Below are 17,699 nucleotides of genomic sequence, written 5' to 3'. Positions count from 1 at the left end.
AATGTTCGAAGAATATGTAATAGATGCGGTGGATGTTGAAACCACCCTGTTATCTGAAAGCGAACAGCAGGCTCGTGATATTGGTATCCAGATGATGAAGTCTTTTGGTTTTAAGGACGTCGATGTGGTCTTTGTGGAGCACAATGGTTTTGCTGCAAGAATCAGACTCAGAGCTTATGTGTACAGACCGGGTGATAAATACGGCTGGATCGATGGGGGCGGTGAAAAATGAAGATAGTTCTGGTACCACTGGACCCTGTTCACGATGTTGCTTTGAAGATGCTAAATCGGGAATTTTCCCGGCGAGGTTACCAGACCATTTTGCTGCCACCGGATATGAAAATGGAAGAGATAATCGAAATATGCCAGAAAGAATTACCCGATTACATAATGGTCAGCAGGACACTTGGTTACAATGCCGCGGAACTTTTAGGAAGGTTCATAGATCTTCTGGATGCGTCGGGGTTGAGAAGAAGATGCAAAGTTGTTGTTGGTGGCAAAGCGATAACCAGAGAGCTTGCCGCAGAACTCGGTTATGATGCAGGTTTTGGAGAAAAAACGCGCTGGGAAGAGGTAATTGCCTATGTGGAAGGTAGAGAATTATCAGCGCAGGGCAATGGTGTAAAGAAAGTCAAAAGAGACATTACACAGGGATATACCTATCAAATCAAGGACAGCGCGTTTGTCGATCTTCTTGAAAAAATAACCGACCAGATAATTCAGTGGGCGTCTGAAAGAACAAGTCCGGGTATTGAAAGAGCGATGATCAGAGAAAGAATCATCAGCGGTGAAGATCTTTGGGATGAATATACAAAGCTGTGCGATGATCCTGTCAGGTCTTATTACAGAGAAAGAACTGTTCCAAAACGTGTTAGATTGATCACTCAGGAGGAAATCGACAAGCTAAGCCGATTGATCGGTAAAATTTCCTATCAGTCAAGGACACTGCGTCATAGTACTGAAATGCCACTGATTTTTGTGCAGTACGGCACGGGCTGTCCATTCATGGATGCGATGCACATAAAAATCAGTGAAGCCTGGGGTGCAGATGGAGTTTTGCACTTTGACCCATCCTGGGGTGCAAGATGCGAAGGTCTGTTAGAAGGGTTGCTGGCACACGAAGAAGATGGCTCGATCATAACGCTCGAAAATCTCAAACTCATAAAATCTGCTCTGGATGACTCAACACTGTGGTGTGTGCGTGCTCACAGAGGTGTTAACACACCAGAGACAGTTTTACTTGCGCACGAAGCCGGGGCTGATCTCACAAAGATCAACATAGTCTATGGGTCACTGAACGGCGGTACAGATCCAGAGAGGCTCACAGTCGATGGTGTTTTTTCTATAAAACTTGCGGCGAGATTCAAAATGCCGTTTGATTTACCCACAAACGAAGAACTCGGTGGAGTTCCAGCGCCAAAGGCATTTGCAGGGATGATCGTTGTGGCATACCTGGGTGTGAAACTCGGCGCAAGACCTATACTCAAGCCTTTGTTCTGTTATTCTCCAGATGCCATCATAAACGGATATATGCAGGACAATTATGTGGATTACAATGTCGGCAAAGTCCTTGCTTTGAGACAGATCATCGACGCTCCTATATGGCCCGGAGAACCAATCGGTTTTATGACCCATACAGAAGATAGGGTGCAATCAGCTATGACAACAGCCCTCCATGCAGCCCTTGGAAAATCACTTGAGCTCGATGCTATAACCGTATCTTCAACAGATGAAGCTTATGCAAGAGGCGCTATAACGACCTCTGCAAGAATAGATAGTCTCAGAGCCATCGCCGATGCGTTTAGATTCTTCGGAAAAACAAAGATAGAACCAACAAAACAAGCCTTTGAGTATGCACAGATGATTAAAGATGGAATCTACGATACTCTCAGGAAAGTTGCCGAACGCGGTGATTTTGTGGCATCACTGTACGAAGGTTTATTTGGAACCAGAGAAGAAGGAGCAAACCCCGGCAGGGCAGGCAGGGGAACGGTCAGAAAATGCTGACGATCGGGATTCTGGGAACAGCCAAGAACACAGGTAAAACGACAGCCCTGGGTGCGGTTATCAGATGTTTGAGCGATAAAAAACTCGCAGTAACCAGTATTGGTTTTGACGGCGAAGACTTTGATCATGTTACAGGTTTACCAAAACCCAAAGTTGTCGTCGATGAAGGTACCGTGGTGGTAACAAGTGAACGGGCAGCACGTCATTCGACTGCGAAGTTGGAACTGCTTGAGAACCTGCCCCTGAAAACCCCTATGGGAAAGATTTGTATCTACAGAGTAAAAGAACTTGGTACGGCTGTGCTTGTCGGTCCAAACTCAAGTGATGATCTTTTAGATGTGATGAAAAAGATTCAGCTCTACGCGGTAGATTTCCTGCTGGTCGATGGAGCTATAAACAGAATGGTGCCGTTTCAGTATGTGGATTATGTGATTATAGCAACGGGAGCCGCAAGAACTACAGACCTGAATGAACTCGTTGCTGAAACAAGATTTATGGTAAAAGCCTTTATGCTGCCGCAAGCAGATGACAGAAACAGGATACAGTTTTTTGGTGTTGTTGGTGTTGATAAATTACTGTCTTGCTCAGACAAATCTTTGCTGGTAGAATCACCGATACACTTGATTTTAATGGATGACTATGCAAAGCTCGAGAAGTTGCTGGAAAAGCTGGACATTGCCGTGAAGAGAAAACCAAAATTGCTGTGTGTAACAGTCAATCCGTGCTATCCAGAACGGCGAGTTGAAGGATATCAGCTATCAAAATTAGATATATCACAGGTAGTTGACAGGCTTAAAAAGGAACTCGATGTTGTCTGTATTGACGTAAACAAAGAAGAGAATCTTTTGTGTGAGCTTCTCAGAAGATGCAATATATAGCAACAAAGCAAAAAGTCCATACCTGCACAGATGGACGGTAGCTCACTTATTCAAAGTGCCTTTTTAAAAAATAAACTGAATAAACTGCCATGCCAAGACATAACATTCCAAAAAGCAAATACGTGTTATCTGTTCCCATCTTTTCTACAACAACTCCTCCGATTGTCGAGCCGATCAACGGTCCTATGCCCTGAAGGGCTATCCAGAAAAGCGCCTGCGTGTATAAAAGAGCCTGTCCTTTTAGTTTTTCTCTCATCAGGTGAATCGTTGAATAGTATATCACTATGAAAGTCCAGCCATGAAGCATCTGGATGAGTATAAGACTTGTTTGAGACCAGCTCAAAGGTACAAGAACAAGTCTCATACCAATTACGAAAACGCCTGTCATAAAAAGGACATTGCTTTTCAATCTTGTGCGTATTTTTTCTGCGTTCAAAAGAAATGGTAGTTCACTGAGTGCCATCAAAGACAGTGTTGTTCCAACCAGCGACGGATCATACGATCTCTCTTTGACTAAAACTGGCAAAAAAACGCTGTTAAACAGGTTAAATCCGACACATGCTGTGACTATGGCAAAAAGCAACAAAAAGCTTTTGCTCACAGCTTTCAATTTTGTTTTCTGTCGCTCTGCAGTTTTTTGATGAAGTAACCTGGAAAGAACATTTATCATCAAGAAAATTGCTGAAAAGATCGCAAAAAACCACACAAAACCAGATTTAACAATCCTGCCAGCGATGAACGCAGTGATGGTATATCCGATAGTACCCCAGATTCTTATTTTGTTGTAAGATAAAGATGAACTGTGTGAATAATCGATCATAGCAGATTCGATAAGTGGCAATAGTGCACCCTGAAAAAAAGTCAAAATGATCATGAACAGAAATTTCAGGTAAAAACCCTTTGATAAAAATACAAACCAGAGTGATGCACTGGCGCACAGTGAAAAAAGCATCACAGTTTTTCTGATAGAAAATCTGGCACCGATGTTGAAGTATATAAAGTTGGCATAAATCGAGGTCAAAGAAGGTAAAGCCATGATAAAACCAAGTTGAAGTGGGGAGAACCCCGAAAAAGCAAAATACTGGCTCATGAGCGTGGAGCAAGCCATAACCGAATACACAAGCGCTTCAAGAACACAGAGAGCAAAGAACATCGATTAACCCTTCTTCGCATAATCAGTTTTATAATTATTGTACCGCAAAGAGTATAATTGCAGCAGGGTAATTGTATGAAAACTCTTATTGTTTATGATACTTATACTGGAACAGCTGAAAAATGTGCAAAAATAATCGCCGAGAAACTGCAAAATGCTGATATGGTAAATATCTCAGAGCAAAGATTACCCAGCCTTGAGAGTTATGATTGCATTGTGATTGGCAGTTATGTGCACGCCGGTCACATAAGTAAAAAGATCAAAAGGTTCATGTCTATGAACTTTCAAAAGATCAAAGAAAAGAAAGTTGGTATCTATTTGTGCATGCTTGGCGAACAAAAACACTTTGATCAATACATAAACAGTAATTTTGACAGAGAACTTTTAAGCATTGTCAGGGTGAAGGATTTCTTTGGAGGTGAGTTGAATTATCAAAGAATGAATTTTCTGTTCAGATTCATACTCAGGCAGATTGAAAAAAGAGCCAAGCCGCAGTTTGGTATTAGGACTCAAAAGATTTTGGACTTTGCAGAAAAATTGATGAATCAGACATGAGTTTTTGAATGTCTTGTCTGTTCAGCGGTTTTCTGGCTGTTAACATTTGAACCCCTGATAACCCTGATCTGTTTTTTCAGCTGATTCAGCATTCTTTCAGTTTCAGCCTCCTTCAGAAGCTCGTCGATCCTTGCTTTTGCTATCAAGTATTCCATCATTGATATCACCTCCGAAAAAATTTTATCACTGCACTCAAAAAATGTCAAGTCCATTTTCAATATTTTTAAGTACTAATTATATATATGATGTATATTTTGATTATTCTCAATAATAATTAAGTGACTATCAAAAATATTGATACTTTTACACAGAAATTTTGGCAGGGTTGGTATTAAAATAAACAGGGAGGTGGTTTTGTGGCAAAGGTTTCTGCGTTCTGGACTGTGATAATCATAGGAGTACTGTTTTTGCTGATGATTTTTTTGATCCCATACGAAAGATCCACGCGCACAGACAACGTTCAGTGGCTTGGGTTCATAGGAAAAACTTCAAGAGACATAGCTTACAACGTGGCTACGCTTTCAGATGGAATTATCGTCGCCGGATGGACCGGTTATGGTGATCAAAACGCCCTATTGGTTAAGTTATCAAAGGACGGGAAGTTAATCTGGCAGAAGGAACTTGGCGGCAGCGGCACTGACGGTGCAATTTGTGTCAAGCCAACAACGGACGGTGGGTTCATAGCAACCGTGATAAGTGATTCTCAAGATGGTGATTTTCCTGTTCAGTACGGTGGACAGGACACGTGGCTTGTGAAATACGACAGCAAGGGTAATCTTGAATGGAAAAAGTGTTATGGGACAAAAGGTTATGAAACGGCTTTTGATGTGATTGAGGATGACGGATATGTGTTTGCCGGCTACACGACCTGTTGTGGATCGGAAGATTTCTGGATTGTCAAAACAGATTATCAGGGCAATATTCTGTGGGATAGAACCTTTGGTGGTAGTGACTGGGACACGGCGTTCAGCCTTGCAAAGCTGGAAGATGGGTATGTTGTTGTCGGTATGACAAAGTCCTGTGATAAAGATGTTCAATTCAACAACGGTTCCGCAGATATGTGGCTTGTAAAGGTTTCACAAAAGGGTGAGCTGATATGGCAAAAGACCTTTGGTGGAAGTGATTGGGATCAAGCAACAAATGTCATTCCAACAAAAGATGGAGGTTTTGCAGTCTGCGGTGTGAGCTGGTCTGAACAGATAAATGGTAAATCACGCGCGGCTGATTTTGTGTTGATGAAATTCGATGCAAAAGCGAATAGAGAATTTTTGAAAACATACGGTGGAAGTTCTGATGATATCGCTCAGAAAGTGGTTGAAACCGATGACGGTTATGTTCTGGCTGGGACAACCTGGTCTGACGATGGTGATGTCGGTGAAAAGCACCACGGGAGTGATTATTGGATCGTAAAGACAGACAAAAAAGGTGATCTTGTCTGGCAAAAATGCATAGGAGATGATATGGACGAAATTGCTTATGCCCTGCAGGTTCTTGATAACAGCTATCTTGTTGCCGGTGTGTCCTATTCGTATGTTGCAGGATTTAGAGCAAGATCACACGGCGGTGGAGATATGTTGCTGGTAAAAGTCAAGCCAGCCACCAACCACCAATAGAGCAGACTGTGAATATTGAGTTTACTGCGTTGAATGTTGATGAAAGCTGGCATCAGCCAGCTATTTTTTGTATTTGGTGATCTGCCTTAAGAAGTTGTGTCTCCATTCTCTGTCTTTTTCCGATTCTACACCTTTGACTGAATAGCCGTCGACCACACCAAGAACAGCCCTTCCCTGGTCTGTCTGTGCCACTATTATTTGAAGCGGATTTGCAGTGGCTGCAAAGATTGTGCACACTTCCTGAGTGTTTTTAATCTGGTTTAATATGTTAATTGGATATCCATCCTTAATCAGAAGGACAAAAAGGTGTCCTGCTCCGACCTTTTTTGCATTTTCGATTGCTGTGTTGATCAGATCCTGATCATTACCTTCGTATCTCACCAAACATGGACCACTTGCTTCGTTGAATGCAAGCCCAAATTTCATATTCGGGTTTGTAGTCACCACAACTTCGTATAGATCTTCAACAGTCTTGATGAAGTGAGAATGCCCTATTATGACATTTGCACCCTCTGGAATATCAATCTGAACGATTTCCAGATTCATCCAACCACCTCCAGTAACTTATTCTATGTAGAGTATACTTTTTAGGGGGAGTTTTTTGTATACACAGTTTATCAAGGCAAAAAAATCTCATGCCGATGATTTTGCCGAGCTTGTTCTTATGACGGTGAAGATTTTCTTGAAAACACCTTAAAACCTTTTCAGCCACGAATGTACATATTTTGGCTTAATCGAAGGGCAAATTTTTGGAGTGATAGTTGGTTATTCTCACGATTATGCAAGAAGGTGCAGAATCAACACTGGAAGGTTGTTACTAAGAAAGATAGGACTTTGCAGACTTCTGGCTATGGTCAAGATCGATCGAACCTTGGGCAGACATTCAAAAGGTGATTTTTACCTGAGCAATATAGCGATCTATCCAAAGTTCAGATCGATGGGACTTGGAAAGAAACTTGTTGAATACACTTTCAAAATTGCAAAGCAGCAGGGGTGTGGCAGAATAATACTCGATGTTGAAAAACAAAACGATCTGGCGAAAGCCCTGTATAAAAGAATGGGTTTTGAAAAAATCGGTGAAAGTAGAATAAAAATTCACAATAGCGAATTTTGTTTTGAAAGAATGTCGTTCAAAATTTCATCCTGAAAAAATACTGTTGTATGTTCTCAGAATCGCACTCTTTGAAAGAGCTGAATAGTGCCATAATATTGTAAGAGGGTGATATAAATGAAGGTATTCGACGGTCATTCAGATATTTGGTACGATGTTTATTTGAAAAATCATGGGGAAAATGTATTGCTGTCGTATCATCTTGAGAGATTAAGGATTGGGAATATATGCGGGATAAACGCCGCAGTGTGGACAAATCCGAAGGATGAAAATCCCACGGAAAAGTTTATGCGGATGATCGGGATCAGATCAAAATACATCAGAGAAACAAAAAGCGATGAGCTGGTTTTTGTAGAAAATAGCTTGCAAATCAGTGAGGCTTTGAAAGATGAAAAGATTTTAGTTGTTTCAAGTGTGGAAGGTTTAGTTGGTATTGGAAGTAATATAGATTTCATAGGAACGCTTTATGATCTTGGGTTTAGAATAATCAGTCTTGCCTGGAACGAAGTGAATTTGCTTGCGGCAGGTTGTGGTTGCGACGATAGTTCAAAAGGTTTGAGCGATCTTGGCAGAAAAGCAGTTAGAATCATGGAAAATCTGAAAATTGTTCTTGATGTTTCTCATTTGAGTGAAAGAAGTTTCTGGGACGTTGTGAAAATTGCCGACAGACCTTTCATCGCAACACATTCGAACGCGTATTCTTTGTGTCCTGTTCCACGAAATTTAAAGGACGAACAGATCAAAGCAGTGGCACAATCAGGTGGTTTGATAGGTATAAGCGCGCTTCCACAAATTGTGGATCTGAAAAATCCATCCATGGAAAAAGTAGCTGAACACGTAACTTATGTTGCCGGTTTGATTGGAGTTGATCACATCTGCTTTGGTTTTGATTTCTTTGATTATCTGCCAACAAGCAACAACAGGAAACAAACAGCAGGGCTGGAAGATGTCACCAGAGTACCAGCCCTGATTGAGTATCTCAGAAAGAATGGCTTTGACGAACAGGATATAGAAAAAATAGCCTGGCTCAACTTCATCAGCTTTTTGCAAAAAACGATTTGAGTTCAGCCACCAGCAACTGTGGCAATGAATCTATCCGGCAAAAGCTTTTTGCCCAAAAAGGTGATGAGTTTGTTTTTCAAACCAGGGACATACACAGCTTTACCTTTTTCAAAGGCTTTGAGCGCGCCCGAAACAACTTCATCTGGCTGCATGCGAGAACCGAATTTTTGCAGATTTTGATTTCTAAAAGCCCTTTCGAAAAATCTCGTTTCCGTTGGTCCTGGAGAAACGCACAGGACATGAATGTTGTGTTTTCTCAACTCAGCCCAGAGTCCAAGCGAGAAATTATACACATAAGCTTTGGTTGCGGCATAGGCGCTGAAATATGGTAATGGTATATGCCCGGCAACTGAAGCGATGTTTATAATTCCACCGAATTTTCTTGCGATCATTTGCTTGGAAAAAACGTGGCTGAGCACAGTCAGAGTTTTGATGTTAACCTCGATCATCTTTTCAATATCACTCAGTTCAAGTTCTGTGAATTCTCCATAAAGACCAAAACCAGCGTTGTTGATCAAAAGATCGATCTGATATTTTGAAAGATCGACAATCAATGACCGGACATTCTCCTGCAGTGAAAGGTCAACTGCATAACTGATGATCTTTACATCTGAAATTTTTTTCACAGTTTCGACAGTTTGCGCCAATCTTTCTTCATTTTTCCCAACCGCGATTATATTGAGACCTTTTTTTGAAAGCTGGATGGCAAATTCTCTCCCGATTCCCGATGAAGCACCAGTGATCAGAGCCCATTTGAAATCCGCTAAATTCATATGTTACCACTCCTGCTGTCAGATTATCCATATTTCGCTGTATTCATGCGGTGTTTCACAGTACTCACAGACTAACTTATCGCCAATTCTCACAAATGACGCACCGACATTTTCGTTGTTCTTCGGGTGGGTTATACAGTTTTCGTTTTTGCATCTGATTTCGTCAAAGTTGTATATCCTTGGAGGCAATTTGATGCGGTATTTTTCTTTCACAGAAGCATCTTTTATGATGTTGACCGTTGTATTTGGTGCGATTGCCGAAAGTTTCTTGATCTCTTTTTTGCTCAGGTATCTGTCCGGTAAACTGATATAACCCTTATAGCTTCCATCGGCAGATTTGAAAATACCATCGGCGCTATCACAATCATAGAGCTTTAGAATTTTTCTGATCTTTACCACTGTGTTGAAAATTTCCTCGGGACTCTTCCCTTTGGCTATGTGATCTATCACAGTTCCATTTTCAATGGGCTTGATACCGCGCTTTCCTTCCTTTGCGACGCCTTTTGTTCCGTGGACTATCTGAGCCGGTATTATGAATTCGTATTCGTCTTCCTCTTTCTGAACAGTTGATGGCTCATCGCACTCCATTTCGATAGCTCCACCGAGCATTGACAGCAAAACAACTCTCACCCAGAAACCATTTCTCGCCTGGGTTTCCCAGCCGTTCAGAGGCAGTTCGTCCAGAAAAGTTGGTATCTCCGGGTTTACTTTGGGTCTGGGCAGAGGGTGGTAGAATTTCGTTCCTTCTTTTACTTTGTCGAGCATGTCTTTTCTGAAAGTTACAGCCTTTCTCAAAATATGTTCCTTTTCAAGAATATCTTCTCCCATTCTTTCAAGTTGCAATCTGGTGAAATACCATATTTTTGCGGTGTCTGTGCTTGAGAGATATTCATCTATAGAGGAAAATTTTCTCACTTCAAAGCCGTTTGATCTCATTTTTTCGACATAGTGTTCTGGCATCTGAATCTGCTCCGGGGCAATTAAATCGACCTCGACGTTTTTGAAGACCCTTAAACCATCCACTTTCGAATGCACAGTCCTGCCGTGCAGTAAATCTCCTATTAAAGCAATCCTGATGTGTGAGTTGTCGAAATTGTTCTGTTCAAGAAAGGTGTATTCATCTAACAGTTCCTGTGTTGGATGTTCATGTCTTCCATCGCCACCGTTTATGAAAGCGGGTTTTTCTATACCATGTCTTTGTGCAAATTCTCCTACTTTTCTTTCTAAAAGTCTTGGAACACCTTCAAGCCTTGTCCTGACAACGAAAATCGAATAATCTCCGTAGCTTGTCAGCATGCTGAATGTGTCGACATAGCTTTCGTTTTTGTTGAAAGAAGAATGTTCTGCATCGAAGATATTCACCCTGGCATTTTTGTGAAACCTTGCCGCGTTTATGAAAGATTCTTTTGTTCTTGTGCTTGGCTCAACAAAGACGATGTAGATATTCACACCTTCTTTGATCTGAAACTCGCTCAGATCTTCTTTTTTGAGCCATTTTTGCTTCAGCTCCTTTGTCTTTTGATAAACAAAGAGCTGTTCATCGACGGTGAAATCTCTGATCACCGCAAGGGTTCGGCTTCGAAAACTTTTCATACCAGCACCTCCATAAAATAAAAAAGGTCAGCTTTCGCTGACCTTTATCGAGTGCAGAATTTGAAAATAAAAAACAACTGGCAACTATGTGCTTTTTGAAATAATTGTTCAATTTCAAAAAACAGGCACGGTATTTTTACTGTTTTCAAAGTTTTCATATTCGATATTTAGATTATCTCACCAATCCACAAAAGTCAATATCTGTTTTAGACGCGGTAGACTTCTATCTCCTTGGTCTGCGGGTTCACAAATACCACAGTTGCCTGATTTGAAAGATAACCACTTGCATCACCGGGGTTTATGAGCACAGTCTTGACGCTTTTTCTGATATCGACTTTGTGAATATGACCGTAGAAAATGAAATCGTAGTAATTAGACTCGAGTAATGCTTCGAGTGCACATGGTTCGTGCATCAGAAGGACTCTGTACCCGTCTATAACAAGTTCAAGTGGACCTTTTCTGACCCTTCCGGATGACTTTTGGTTGAGCAATATCACTTCACCATCGTTGTTCCCGAAAACTCCATGGAAATCAAAATTACCTTTTGTGAATTCGGCAAGGGCAAATGGAGAAATGATATCTCCGCAATGAAACACGTGAGTGACATTTCTTTTGTTGGCTTCCTGGACAAAGTGTCTGATCTTTTCAAGGTTATCATGGGTATCGGAAATTACCATCCACATCTTAACACCCCCGGGAAGATTTTATCACCGATGGTAGTATAAATACGGGGAGATTTTTCTGAAAGGCACATACATGCTTTTGATAAAAGTTAAAAAAGATTTGCAGATCGACTGTGGAAAAAAATGGCAAATTCAAAAAGGTCTGTATGTCTATGTGGGTTCAGCGATGAATAACCTGCAAAAAAGAGTCTGTAGACACTTGAGCACTCGCAAAAAGCTTCACTGGCACATCGATTATTTGTTGAAAGATTCGATCGTTTTGTCAGTTTTCATTTTCCCTGACAAAAGAAAAGAGCTTGTATTTTCCAAGGAACTTGCGAAACACTTCACCGGTCCAGAAGGTTTTGGGTCAAGTGATCTACCTGTAAAGACAAATCTCTATAAGATAGACGATCCTGAAAAACTGGCAGCACTGCTCATTGATCTGTACAAAATCACTTAGAGCTTAAAGATATAACCTGCTGCTCGATTTTCAAAATTTCTGGATCGAATAAATCTGTGATCTTTCTGTCCAGATCTATTTGCTTGACTATCATCGCCGGCTGTCCAGAAAGGATGTATATTTTTTCAGATAAGCATGCAGCTTCTCTTATATCGTGGGTTACCATTATATAAGTTGTCTGAAGCTCTCTTAAAATTCGCTTTAGATCTTCTATTAACTTGGATTTGGTCACAAGATCAAGGCTCTGGAACGGCTCATCAAGCAGCATCAAATCGGGTTTTCTAACCACGGCACGTGCTAAGTTCAGGCGTTGTTTCATGCCACCGCTCAATTTTTTTGGCTTGTAATCTTTAAATTGCTCAAGCCCTACCAATTTGAGTGCGTTCATTACCTGCTCGTGATCTTCACAGACAAAGAGCAGATTCTCAAAAGCCGTGCACCACGGTATCAGACGATCTTCCTGAAAAACATAGCCGATACTGTTGAAATCCCTTTTGATCTCACCGAATGTCGGATTTTCGACACCGGCAATGATTCTCAAAAGCGTGGTTTTTCCACAGCCAGATTTACCAACTATTGACACCGACTGACCTTCGTATAAAGTCAGATTGATATTTTTCAAAACCTCTAATTTTCCAAAGTTTTTGCACACGCCTGACAGTTCAAGAACTTTTTTCACCAAAATATCTCTCCCAGAACAACGAAAAAATCAATTCAAGTGCAAGTCCAAACAGAACAGCGCTGATGGTAAAGGCAAAAACCGACGGAGTGTCTATGTAGAATTTTGATTGAAAGATCTGCAATCCAAGACCACTGTCACCGATCAGATATTCAGAAACAATGGCAGCCTTCCACATAGTACCGATACTAACATTTATAGCAGACAGCAAAAACGGCAGGATCGAACCAAGATAGATTTTTTGGAAAATCTTTCTTTTTCGAACTGAATATATCTTTGCCATCTCAAGCAATCTGACATCGACCGATCTCACACCTTCGGCGATGTTGAAGATCACCCCGGGCAGCAGGGTAACACACACAATGAAAACCACACCTTTCCATCCTATACCCCACAGAAGTATCACCGTACTCAGCCATGAGACGATTGGAACAGATCGAACAATCATCAAAAGCGGCCGAAACAGTTCATACAGCTTTTGTGAGATGCCTATCGCAAATCCCAAAAGCAAACCTATCAGTAAAGCCAGTAACATGCCTAAAAATGCTTTGTAAAAAGTTTGCCATAAATAGACGAACAGCTGCCCGGTCTTTGCGAGCTTAAAAATCTGTGCAAAAACAAGATCTGGACCCGGGAAAATTAAAGAAGATCCAACAAGGATCGATGCTATATACCAGAGACATAAAAGAAAAATTATCCCAAATAAAAACCATTTAGAACGCAAAGAAAGCATCGTCTGGAAGTTCTGGCACTGCCTCTGGTTCGATCTGCTTGACTGTGTTCAGATAAAAGGTGATATTTTCCTTCTGATCTTTTGCAGATCGATACTCGTACAGAGATCTTTTCAGAGATTGTGCTATGATTTCTGGACTCATACCACCCAAGTATTTTGCAGAAAGCTGAGAAATCTCAACCGGATTTTGCACAGCATAATCTATCGATTTTTTGATCGCTTCAAGCGCCTGAAGGATATTTTCATCCTGAACCAGCTCTCCTCTGACGAAAATGCCAGTAATAGGCACTTCAGCCGCTCTTTCTGTGAGTTGTGACCAGATCTGCTGTAAATCAAATGCGATCGATGCAGACGCGTTATTCAATGCGAGTGAGACAAATGGTTCTGGAAGTACCGCTATCTTCACCTTTCCAGCGCTCATGAGTGCTACTATTTCATTCTGGGCAGCATATTTTATGGAAGTATTTGAAAGATTGAATTTGTTCACCAAAAACCTTATTAAAACATCACCTGTCTGTCCTTTACCTTGAGGTGTATAGATTTCCTGATTGCTGAGATCTTCAACAGAATTCAGTTTGATATCTTTCGCTACTATGTAAAAACCGCTCCAGAGTGTCACGGCGGCAAGTCTCAAATCCACTTTTTTCAAATACAAACTGGTTCCGATCGAAACCGGCAAAATTACTATGTCAGCTGATCTGGAAACTATTTGTGTATTCACCTGATCAAGTGTCCGCCAGAAGTCGATTTTAAGTGGAACATTTGAACTCACTTTACCTTCAAGCAGAGCCGCTACACTTACCACAGTTGGACCTGCAGGAACAAGGACATTCAAAGAAAAGGCACTCACCGCAAAAAGCAATGTAAGTAATACAAATGTTTTCATCAAACCACCTCGTTTTTAATTTTATCATTGTTCAAAGCAAACTGACCACTGTTTTTCGAGTCTAAAAAATGTGCTGGCAATCATCCATATTAGCATAGTGGTATATTACTTTTGAGAGAAGATTGTAGGGAGTGTTTGAATGATTCGACAGGTTTTTTTGTTTGTCATTGTCTTTGTAGTTGCTCTCACTGTACTTGCCTTGATGAACCATCAGAGATTTGAGCACAGCCTTGAGCTGGCAAAAACACTTTATTCGACCAGAGTGGAATAGATGGCTAAATACATAAGCGCCATGTATTTTCAGCGAGACTATACCTTTGAGTTGTTTTCCAAAAACGATATACAATCTATTGAAAAACTTTTCACAGGTATAAAGCAAGAATTTTCTCAGATAAAAGAGCTCAAGATTTTGCAGACCAATCAGTACACTGATAGGCTATATCAAATAGAAACATTTGATGAGAATCTGATGATCAGATTCAATATCTATACCGAAGATCTCAGCCTCTATATGCCCGGTAAAGTGGTGCTCGCGGTTGTAGATTCCCAGGAAATACTCGATTTTCTTGGTATCAAAAATATCAAAATCAGCAAATCAGGAAAAGATTTTGTGTTTGGCTTGAAATATCAGCGTACAACTTCAGATCTGGATGTTTTTTCTTTTCTGAACTCTTTGCTGGTCTCGATCATAGTTTTCTTGTATTCTATATGGAGCGACATCAGAGTTAAATTTTCTATCCATAGAGCTTTGTTTAAAAAAGCAGAAAGAGAAAGAAAGGCTCTGGAAGTCATCATGGATTTGACGGGAAAATACCTTGAAGGAAAGATAGATAAACCCTATCAGGTACTGCTTGAAGGTGCAATAGACATCGTGCCGGGCGCTCAGGGTGGTACTGTTCTTGTCAGGGAAAATGAGCGGTATTTTTACGTGGCTGCGGTCGGATATGATCTAAAGGAACTCTCAAAAATTTCTTTCACCGTTCAAGAAGTCTCCCATTGGACCTCTGAAGATTTTTTTATAAGAAAAAATTTGAAACAGTACGATGAGTCAAATGTGCCGGCAGAAAGATTGGAAATTCTCAAAAAATTCGGGCGAATAGATGAAATAAAAACCACTCTCATAGTACCTGTTAAGATAAAATCAGAAGTTGTGATTCTTTTCAATTTAGATAACTTTGAAAAAGAAGATGCCTTCACTGAAGAATCTGTGAAACTTGCAAAACTGTTTGCAAATCACCTTGCAATAGTTACGCAGAGGATAAATCTTGAAAAACAGCTTTTAGAAAAGCAAGAGCTGATGGAGTACATTTCATTTCATGATGCTTTAACGGGACTTGCGAACAGAAGAATGTTTGAAGAATTCGGCGAGAAAATGATTTCGCTTGCAAAAAGAGAAGGTAAAAAAGCGAGTGTTTTGTTCATGGACCTGTGCAAATTCAAAAAGATCAACGATGAGTATGGACACCAGTTTGGTGATGAAGTGCTCAAGATAATAGGAAGCAGGCTGGAAAAGACAATTAGAGGCAGTGATCTTGTTTCAAGATTCGGTGGAGATGAGTTTGTCATGATACTCTATGATTGTTCGGCGGCTGAAGCCGAACGTTTTGTGCAGCGTTTGATTGAACTTATTGAAGAACCGATCAATATCGACGGTAAAATCCTGCACGTTTCTGCCAACGTAGGTATAGCAGAGTATCCACAGGATGGTGAAGACATAGACCAGCTTATAAGAAATGCAGATTCTGCGATGTACTATGCAAAAAAGAACAATCTGATATGTGCAAGGGTTAGGTAATTCACACGTATATCATTTTTTTGGTCATACCGCCATCAACTACAAAGTACTGACCGGTTATAAAGCCACTTTTTGTCTCATCTGAAAGAAAAAGAACCAGATTGGCTATATCTTCAATTGTACCCGCTCTTCCTGTGAGATGCTGCTGGTGCTCCTTTTGGCTGATGGCTTCATTTTCGTGCAAGATCCAGCCGGGACACACGGCATTAACCCTGATAGCTGGTCCAAGAGAGTTTGCCATTGCATGGGTCAGACCGATTATGCCGGCTTTCGATGCACTGTACGCTTCATTACCCGGTTCAGACATCAGTGCTCTTGTAGAAGAAATGTTTACAATCGCACCTCTGCCGGGATTTTCCAGTATCAAAGGTGCACCGAAACGTGCCATTAAAAAATAACCTGTTAGATTAATATCAATAACCCGTCTCCATTCTGCTGCGGTGAGTTGCAAAAAATCTTTGAACCCACCAACCGCCGCGTTGTTAACAACAACATCAAGTCTGCCGAATTTCATTTTCAACTGACCGTAGAATTCTTTCACCGCACATTCGTCTGAGACATCACCTGAGTAGAGAAAGACACCGTCTTTGACGGGAAATTCACTCAGTGCCTGCTCATCTAAATCAATAATTCCCACCTTCCAGCCGTTGTTTAAGAATTTAAGGGCAATTCCTTTGCCAATATTTTTGGCTCCTCCACTTATTACAGCTACCTTTATCTGTTTCACTTTTCTCACCTTCTTTATCCGGTAAAATCTCATAATTATTATAAGCAAGAACATTCACCAGAGACTGTCTGTGTACAAAGTGTGGCAAAGTCAAGTTTTCTGTGTTTATTTTTTTGATAAAATCAAAAAGTCAAAAGGAGGTCGTTTATGCCGCTTAGAGTTGTTTTTGCCGGTGTTCTTGTGTCAATTATTTTTGGTTTCTCGTTTCTGTTCACGAAAAACGCTCTTGATTATCTCTCTCCGCTGACTTTTCTTTCCTATAGATTTTGCATTGCCTTTGTATTTTTTCTGATATTGCTGATATTTGGTGTGATCAAGCTCGAAAAGAAACCATACTGGAAGCTGTCCATTTTGATACTGTTTCAGCCAGTACTTTATTTTGTTTTCGAAACATACGGTGTTCAGAAAATCAATTCTTCTGAAGCAGGAATGATCATTGCGCTAATTCCGATTGTGGTCAACGTTCTGGCTGTATTCATGTTGAAAGAAAAAGGCGATCCATTTCATTATGTGGCTGTTGGACTGGGTTTTCTGGGAATCGTGTTGATAGTCCGATTCAATCTCTCAGGCGGGATATTGATAGGAAGGACATTCATGTTTTTAGCTGTTCTGTCAGGTGCACTGTACAGTATCTACTCAAGAAAATTTTCAAAACAATTTTCACCTGTGGAAATAACCTTTTTTATGATGTTGGCAGGGGCAGTTTTTTTCACACTTATAAGCGTTTTAAAAGGCGAATTTGAGATAAAACTCAATGTTCAAACTGTAAGTTCGGGCATTTATTTAGGTGTATTGTCCTCATCTGTAGCATTTTTTCTTTTGAACTACATGATCAACAGGGCTTCTCCGATTGTAACCACGCTTTTTTCAAACCTCACAACTGTTATTTCAGTTATAGCCGGTGTTGCCTTCAGAAACGAACATGTCGGGCTGCAGCAGATTTGTGGCATGATTTTGATAATTCTCTCGCTTTTGATTACAGCTATCAAAAAGCAAAGTAAATGGTAAA

At 40.7% G+C, this 17,699-nt stretch carries 21 protein-coding genes; 11 read left to right on the top strand and 10 right to left on the bottom strand.

All coding sequences use genetic code 11. The annotated features are described in order from the left end of the window. The first annotated feature begins 1 nt into the window (after nucleotide 1). Genes AC4E92_RS02065 through AC4E92_RS02055 form a run of 3 tightly spaced genes read left to right on the top strand, consistent with a single transcriptional unit; the run spans nucleotide 2 to nucleotide 2,885 of the window. Nucleotides 2-232: a hypothetical protein gene (locus AC4E92_RS02065; RefSeq protein WP_490238930.1), complete on the top strand. Its 231-nt coding sequence runs from the start codon at nucleotides 2-4 to the stop codon at nucleotides 230-232. Further along, entirely contained in the window at nucleotides 229-2,007 is a 1,779-nt protein-coding gene (locus AC4E92_RS02060) for a cobalamin B12-binding domain-containing protein (protein ID WP_490238929.1), read from the top strand. The genes AC4E92_RS02065 and AC4E92_RS02060 overlap by 4 nt, the downstream gene beginning before the upstream one ends. Then, nucleotides 2,001-2,885, top strand: a complete 885-nt coding sequence (locus AC4E92_RS02055) for a hypothetical protein (protein WP_490238928.1) — start codon at nucleotides 2,001-2,003, stop codon at nucleotides 2,883-2,885. The genes AC4E92_RS02060 and AC4E92_RS02055 overlap by 7 nt, the downstream gene beginning before the upstream one ends. 46 nt (nucleotides 2,886-2,931) lie before the next feature. Here the strand turns inward: AC4E92_RS02055 and AC4E92_RS02050 are convergent, their stop codons facing one another. Further along, complete coding sequence (locus AC4E92_RS02050) at nucleotides 2,932-4,038, bottom strand: MFS transporter (protein ID WP_490238927.1); 1,107 nt, start codon at nucleotides 4,036-4,038, stop codon at nucleotides 2,932-2,934. Between the two features lie 75 nt (nucleotides 4,039-4,113). On the opposite strand from AC4E92_RS02050, the gene AC4E92_RS02045 reads away from it, so the two are divergent. Further along, entirely contained in the window at nucleotides 4,114-4,593 is a 480-nt protein-coding gene (locus tag AC4E92_RS02045; protein ID WP_490238926.1) for a flavodoxin domain-containing protein, read from the top strand. Here the strand turns inward: AC4E92_RS02045 and AC4E92_RS02040 are convergent. Continuing rightward, nucleotides 4,584-4,751, bottom strand: a complete 168-nt coding sequence (locus AC4E92_RS02040; RefSeq protein WP_490238925.1) for a hypothetical protein — start codon at nucleotides 4,749-4,751, stop codon at nucleotides 4,584-4,586. The two genes, AC4E92_RS02045 and AC4E92_RS02040, sit on opposite strands and share 10 nt — an antisense overlap. 198 nt (nucleotides 4,752-4,949) lie before the next feature. Between AC4E92_RS02040 and AC4E92_RS02035 the strand changes: the two genes are divergently transcribed. After that, complete coding sequence (locus AC4E92_RS02035) at nucleotides 4,950-6,206, top strand: hypothetical protein (RefSeq protein WP_490238924.1); 1,257 nt, start codon at nucleotides 4,950-4,952, stop codon at nucleotides 6,204-6,206. Between the two features lie 60 nt (nucleotides 6,207-6,266). Here AC4E92_RS02035 and AC4E92_RS02030 read toward each other — a convergent pair whose 3' ends face one another. After that, a complete protein-coding gene (locus AC4E92_RS02030) occupies nucleotides 6,267-6,752 on the bottom strand; it encodes an adenosine-specific kinase (protein ID WP_490238923.1) in 486 nt (161 codons plus the stop codon). Between the two features lie 208 nt (nucleotides 6,753-6,960). Between AC4E92_RS02030 and AC4E92_RS02025 the strand changes: the two genes are divergently transcribed. Then, nucleotides 6,961-7,353 (top strand): GNAT family N-acetyltransferase, encoded by a 393-nt coding sequence (locus AC4E92_RS02025; RefSeq protein WP_490238922.1) that lies wholly within the window; start codon nucleotides 6,961-6,963, stop codon nucleotides 7,351-7,353. Nucleotides 7,354-7,434: 81 nt separating this feature from the next. Further along, the gene (locus AC4E92_RS02020) at nucleotides 7,435-8,379 is read left to right on the top strand and encodes a dipeptidase (protein ID WP_490238921.1); all 945 of its coding nucleotides are present in this window, start codon (nucleotides 7,435-7,437) and stop codon (nucleotides 8,377-8,379) included. 2 nt (nucleotides 8,380-8,381) lie between these two features. Here the strand turns inward: AC4E92_RS02020 and AC4E92_RS02015 are convergent, their stop codons facing one another. From AC4E92_RS02015 to AC4E92_RS02005, 3 genes are all read right to left on the bottom strand, one after another. Beyond that, a complete protein-coding gene (locus tag AC4E92_RS02015; protein WP_490238920.1) occupies nucleotides 8,382-9,152 on the bottom strand; it encodes an SDR family NAD(P)-dependent oxidoreductase in 771 nt (256 codons plus the stop codon). Between the two features lie 18 nt (nucleotides 9,153-9,170). Continuing rightward, complete coding sequence (locus AC4E92_RS02010) at nucleotides 9,171-10,745, bottom strand: bifunctional aspartate carbamoyltransferase catalytic subunit/aspartate carbamoyltransferase regulatory subunit (RefSeq protein WP_490238919.1); 1,575 nt, start codon at nucleotides 10,743-10,745, stop codon at nucleotides 9,171-9,173. 206 nt (nucleotides 10,746-10,951) lie between these two features. Next, complete coding sequence (locus AC4E92_RS02005) at nucleotides 10,952-11,428, bottom strand: metallophosphoesterase (protein WP_490238918.1); 477 nt, start codon at nucleotides 11,426-11,428, stop codon at nucleotides 10,952-10,954. Nucleotides 11,429-11,501: 73 nt separating this feature from the next. On the opposite strand from AC4E92_RS02005, the gene AC4E92_RS02000 reads away from it, so the two are divergent. Beyond that, nucleotides 11,502-11,870, top strand: coding sequence for a GIY-YIG nuclease family protein (locus AC4E92_RS02000; RefSeq protein WP_490238917.1), 369 nt, complete (start codon nucleotides 11,502-11,504; stop codon nucleotides 11,868-11,870). Here the strand turns inward: AC4E92_RS02000 and AC4E92_RS01995 are convergent. From AC4E92_RS01995 to AC4E92_RS01985, 3 genes are read right to left on the bottom strand one after another with little or no spacing between them, the layout of a single operon-like run. Beyond that, nucleotides 11,863-12,549: an ABC transporter ATP-binding protein gene (locus AC4E92_RS01995; protein ID WP_490238916.1), complete on the bottom strand. Its 687-nt coding sequence runs from the start codon at nucleotides 12,547-12,549 to the stop codon at nucleotides 11,863-11,865. The two genes, AC4E92_RS02000 and AC4E92_RS01995, sit on opposite strands and share 8 nt — an antisense overlap. Beyond that, a complete protein-coding gene (locus tag AC4E92_RS01990) occupies nucleotides 12,533-13,282 on the bottom strand; it encodes an ABC transporter permease (RefSeq protein ID WP_490238915.1) in 750 nt (249 codons plus the stop codon). The genes AC4E92_RS01995 and AC4E92_RS01990 overlap by 17 nt, the downstream gene beginning before the upstream one ends. Next, nucleotides 13,263-14,168, bottom strand: coding sequence for an ABC transporter substrate-binding protein (locus AC4E92_RS01985; protein ID WP_490238914.1), 906 nt, complete (start codon nucleotides 14,166-14,168; stop codon nucleotides 13,263-13,265). The genes AC4E92_RS01990 and AC4E92_RS01985 overlap by 20 nt, the downstream gene beginning before the upstream one ends. 139 nt (nucleotides 14,169-14,307) lie before the next feature. Between AC4E92_RS01985 and AC4E92_RS01980 the strand changes: the two genes are divergently transcribed. Both AC4E92_RS01980 and AC4E92_RS01975 read left to right on the top strand, forming a co-directional pair. Then, nucleotides 14,308-14,439 carry a hypothetical protein gene (locus AC4E92_RS01980; RefSeq protein ID WP_490238913.1) on the top strand — a complete coding sequence of 44 codons (132 nt, stop codon included), beginning with the start codon at nucleotides 14,308-14,310 and terminating at the stop codon, nucleotides 14,437-14,439. Then, entirely contained in the window at nucleotides 14,440-15,963 is a 1,524-nt protein-coding gene (locus AC4E92_RS01975) for a sensor domain-containing diguanylate cyclase (protein WP_490238912.1), read from the top strand. A 1-nt stretch (nucleotide 15,964) separates the two neighbouring features. On the opposite strand, the gene AC4E92_RS01970 is transcribed toward AC4E92_RS01975, so the two are convergent. Continuing rightward, a complete protein-coding gene (locus AC4E92_RS01970) occupies nucleotides 15,965-16,690 on the bottom strand; it encodes an SDR family NAD(P)-dependent oxidoreductase (RefSeq protein WP_490238911.1) in 726 nt (241 codons plus the stop codon). 147 nt (nucleotides 16,691-16,837) lie between these two features. Between AC4E92_RS01970 and AC4E92_RS01965 the strand changes: the two genes are divergently transcribed. Next, nucleotides 16,838-17,698 carry a DMT family transporter gene (locus AC4E92_RS01965; RefSeq protein ID WP_490238910.1) on the top strand — a complete coding sequence of 287 codons (861 nt, stop codon included), beginning with the start codon at nucleotides 16,838-16,840 and terminating at the stop codon, nucleotides 17,696-17,698. Nucleotide 17,699: the final 1 nt, after the last annotated feature.

This window comes from Pseudothermotoga sp. (assembly GCF_031962025.1).
Classification (GTDB): Bacteria; Thermotogota; Thermotogae; order Thermotogales; family DSM-5069; genus Pseudothermotoga_B.
The sequence above is the reverse complement of the archived record's forward strand: the minus strand, read 5'-3'. Positions and strand labels throughout refer to the sequence as shown.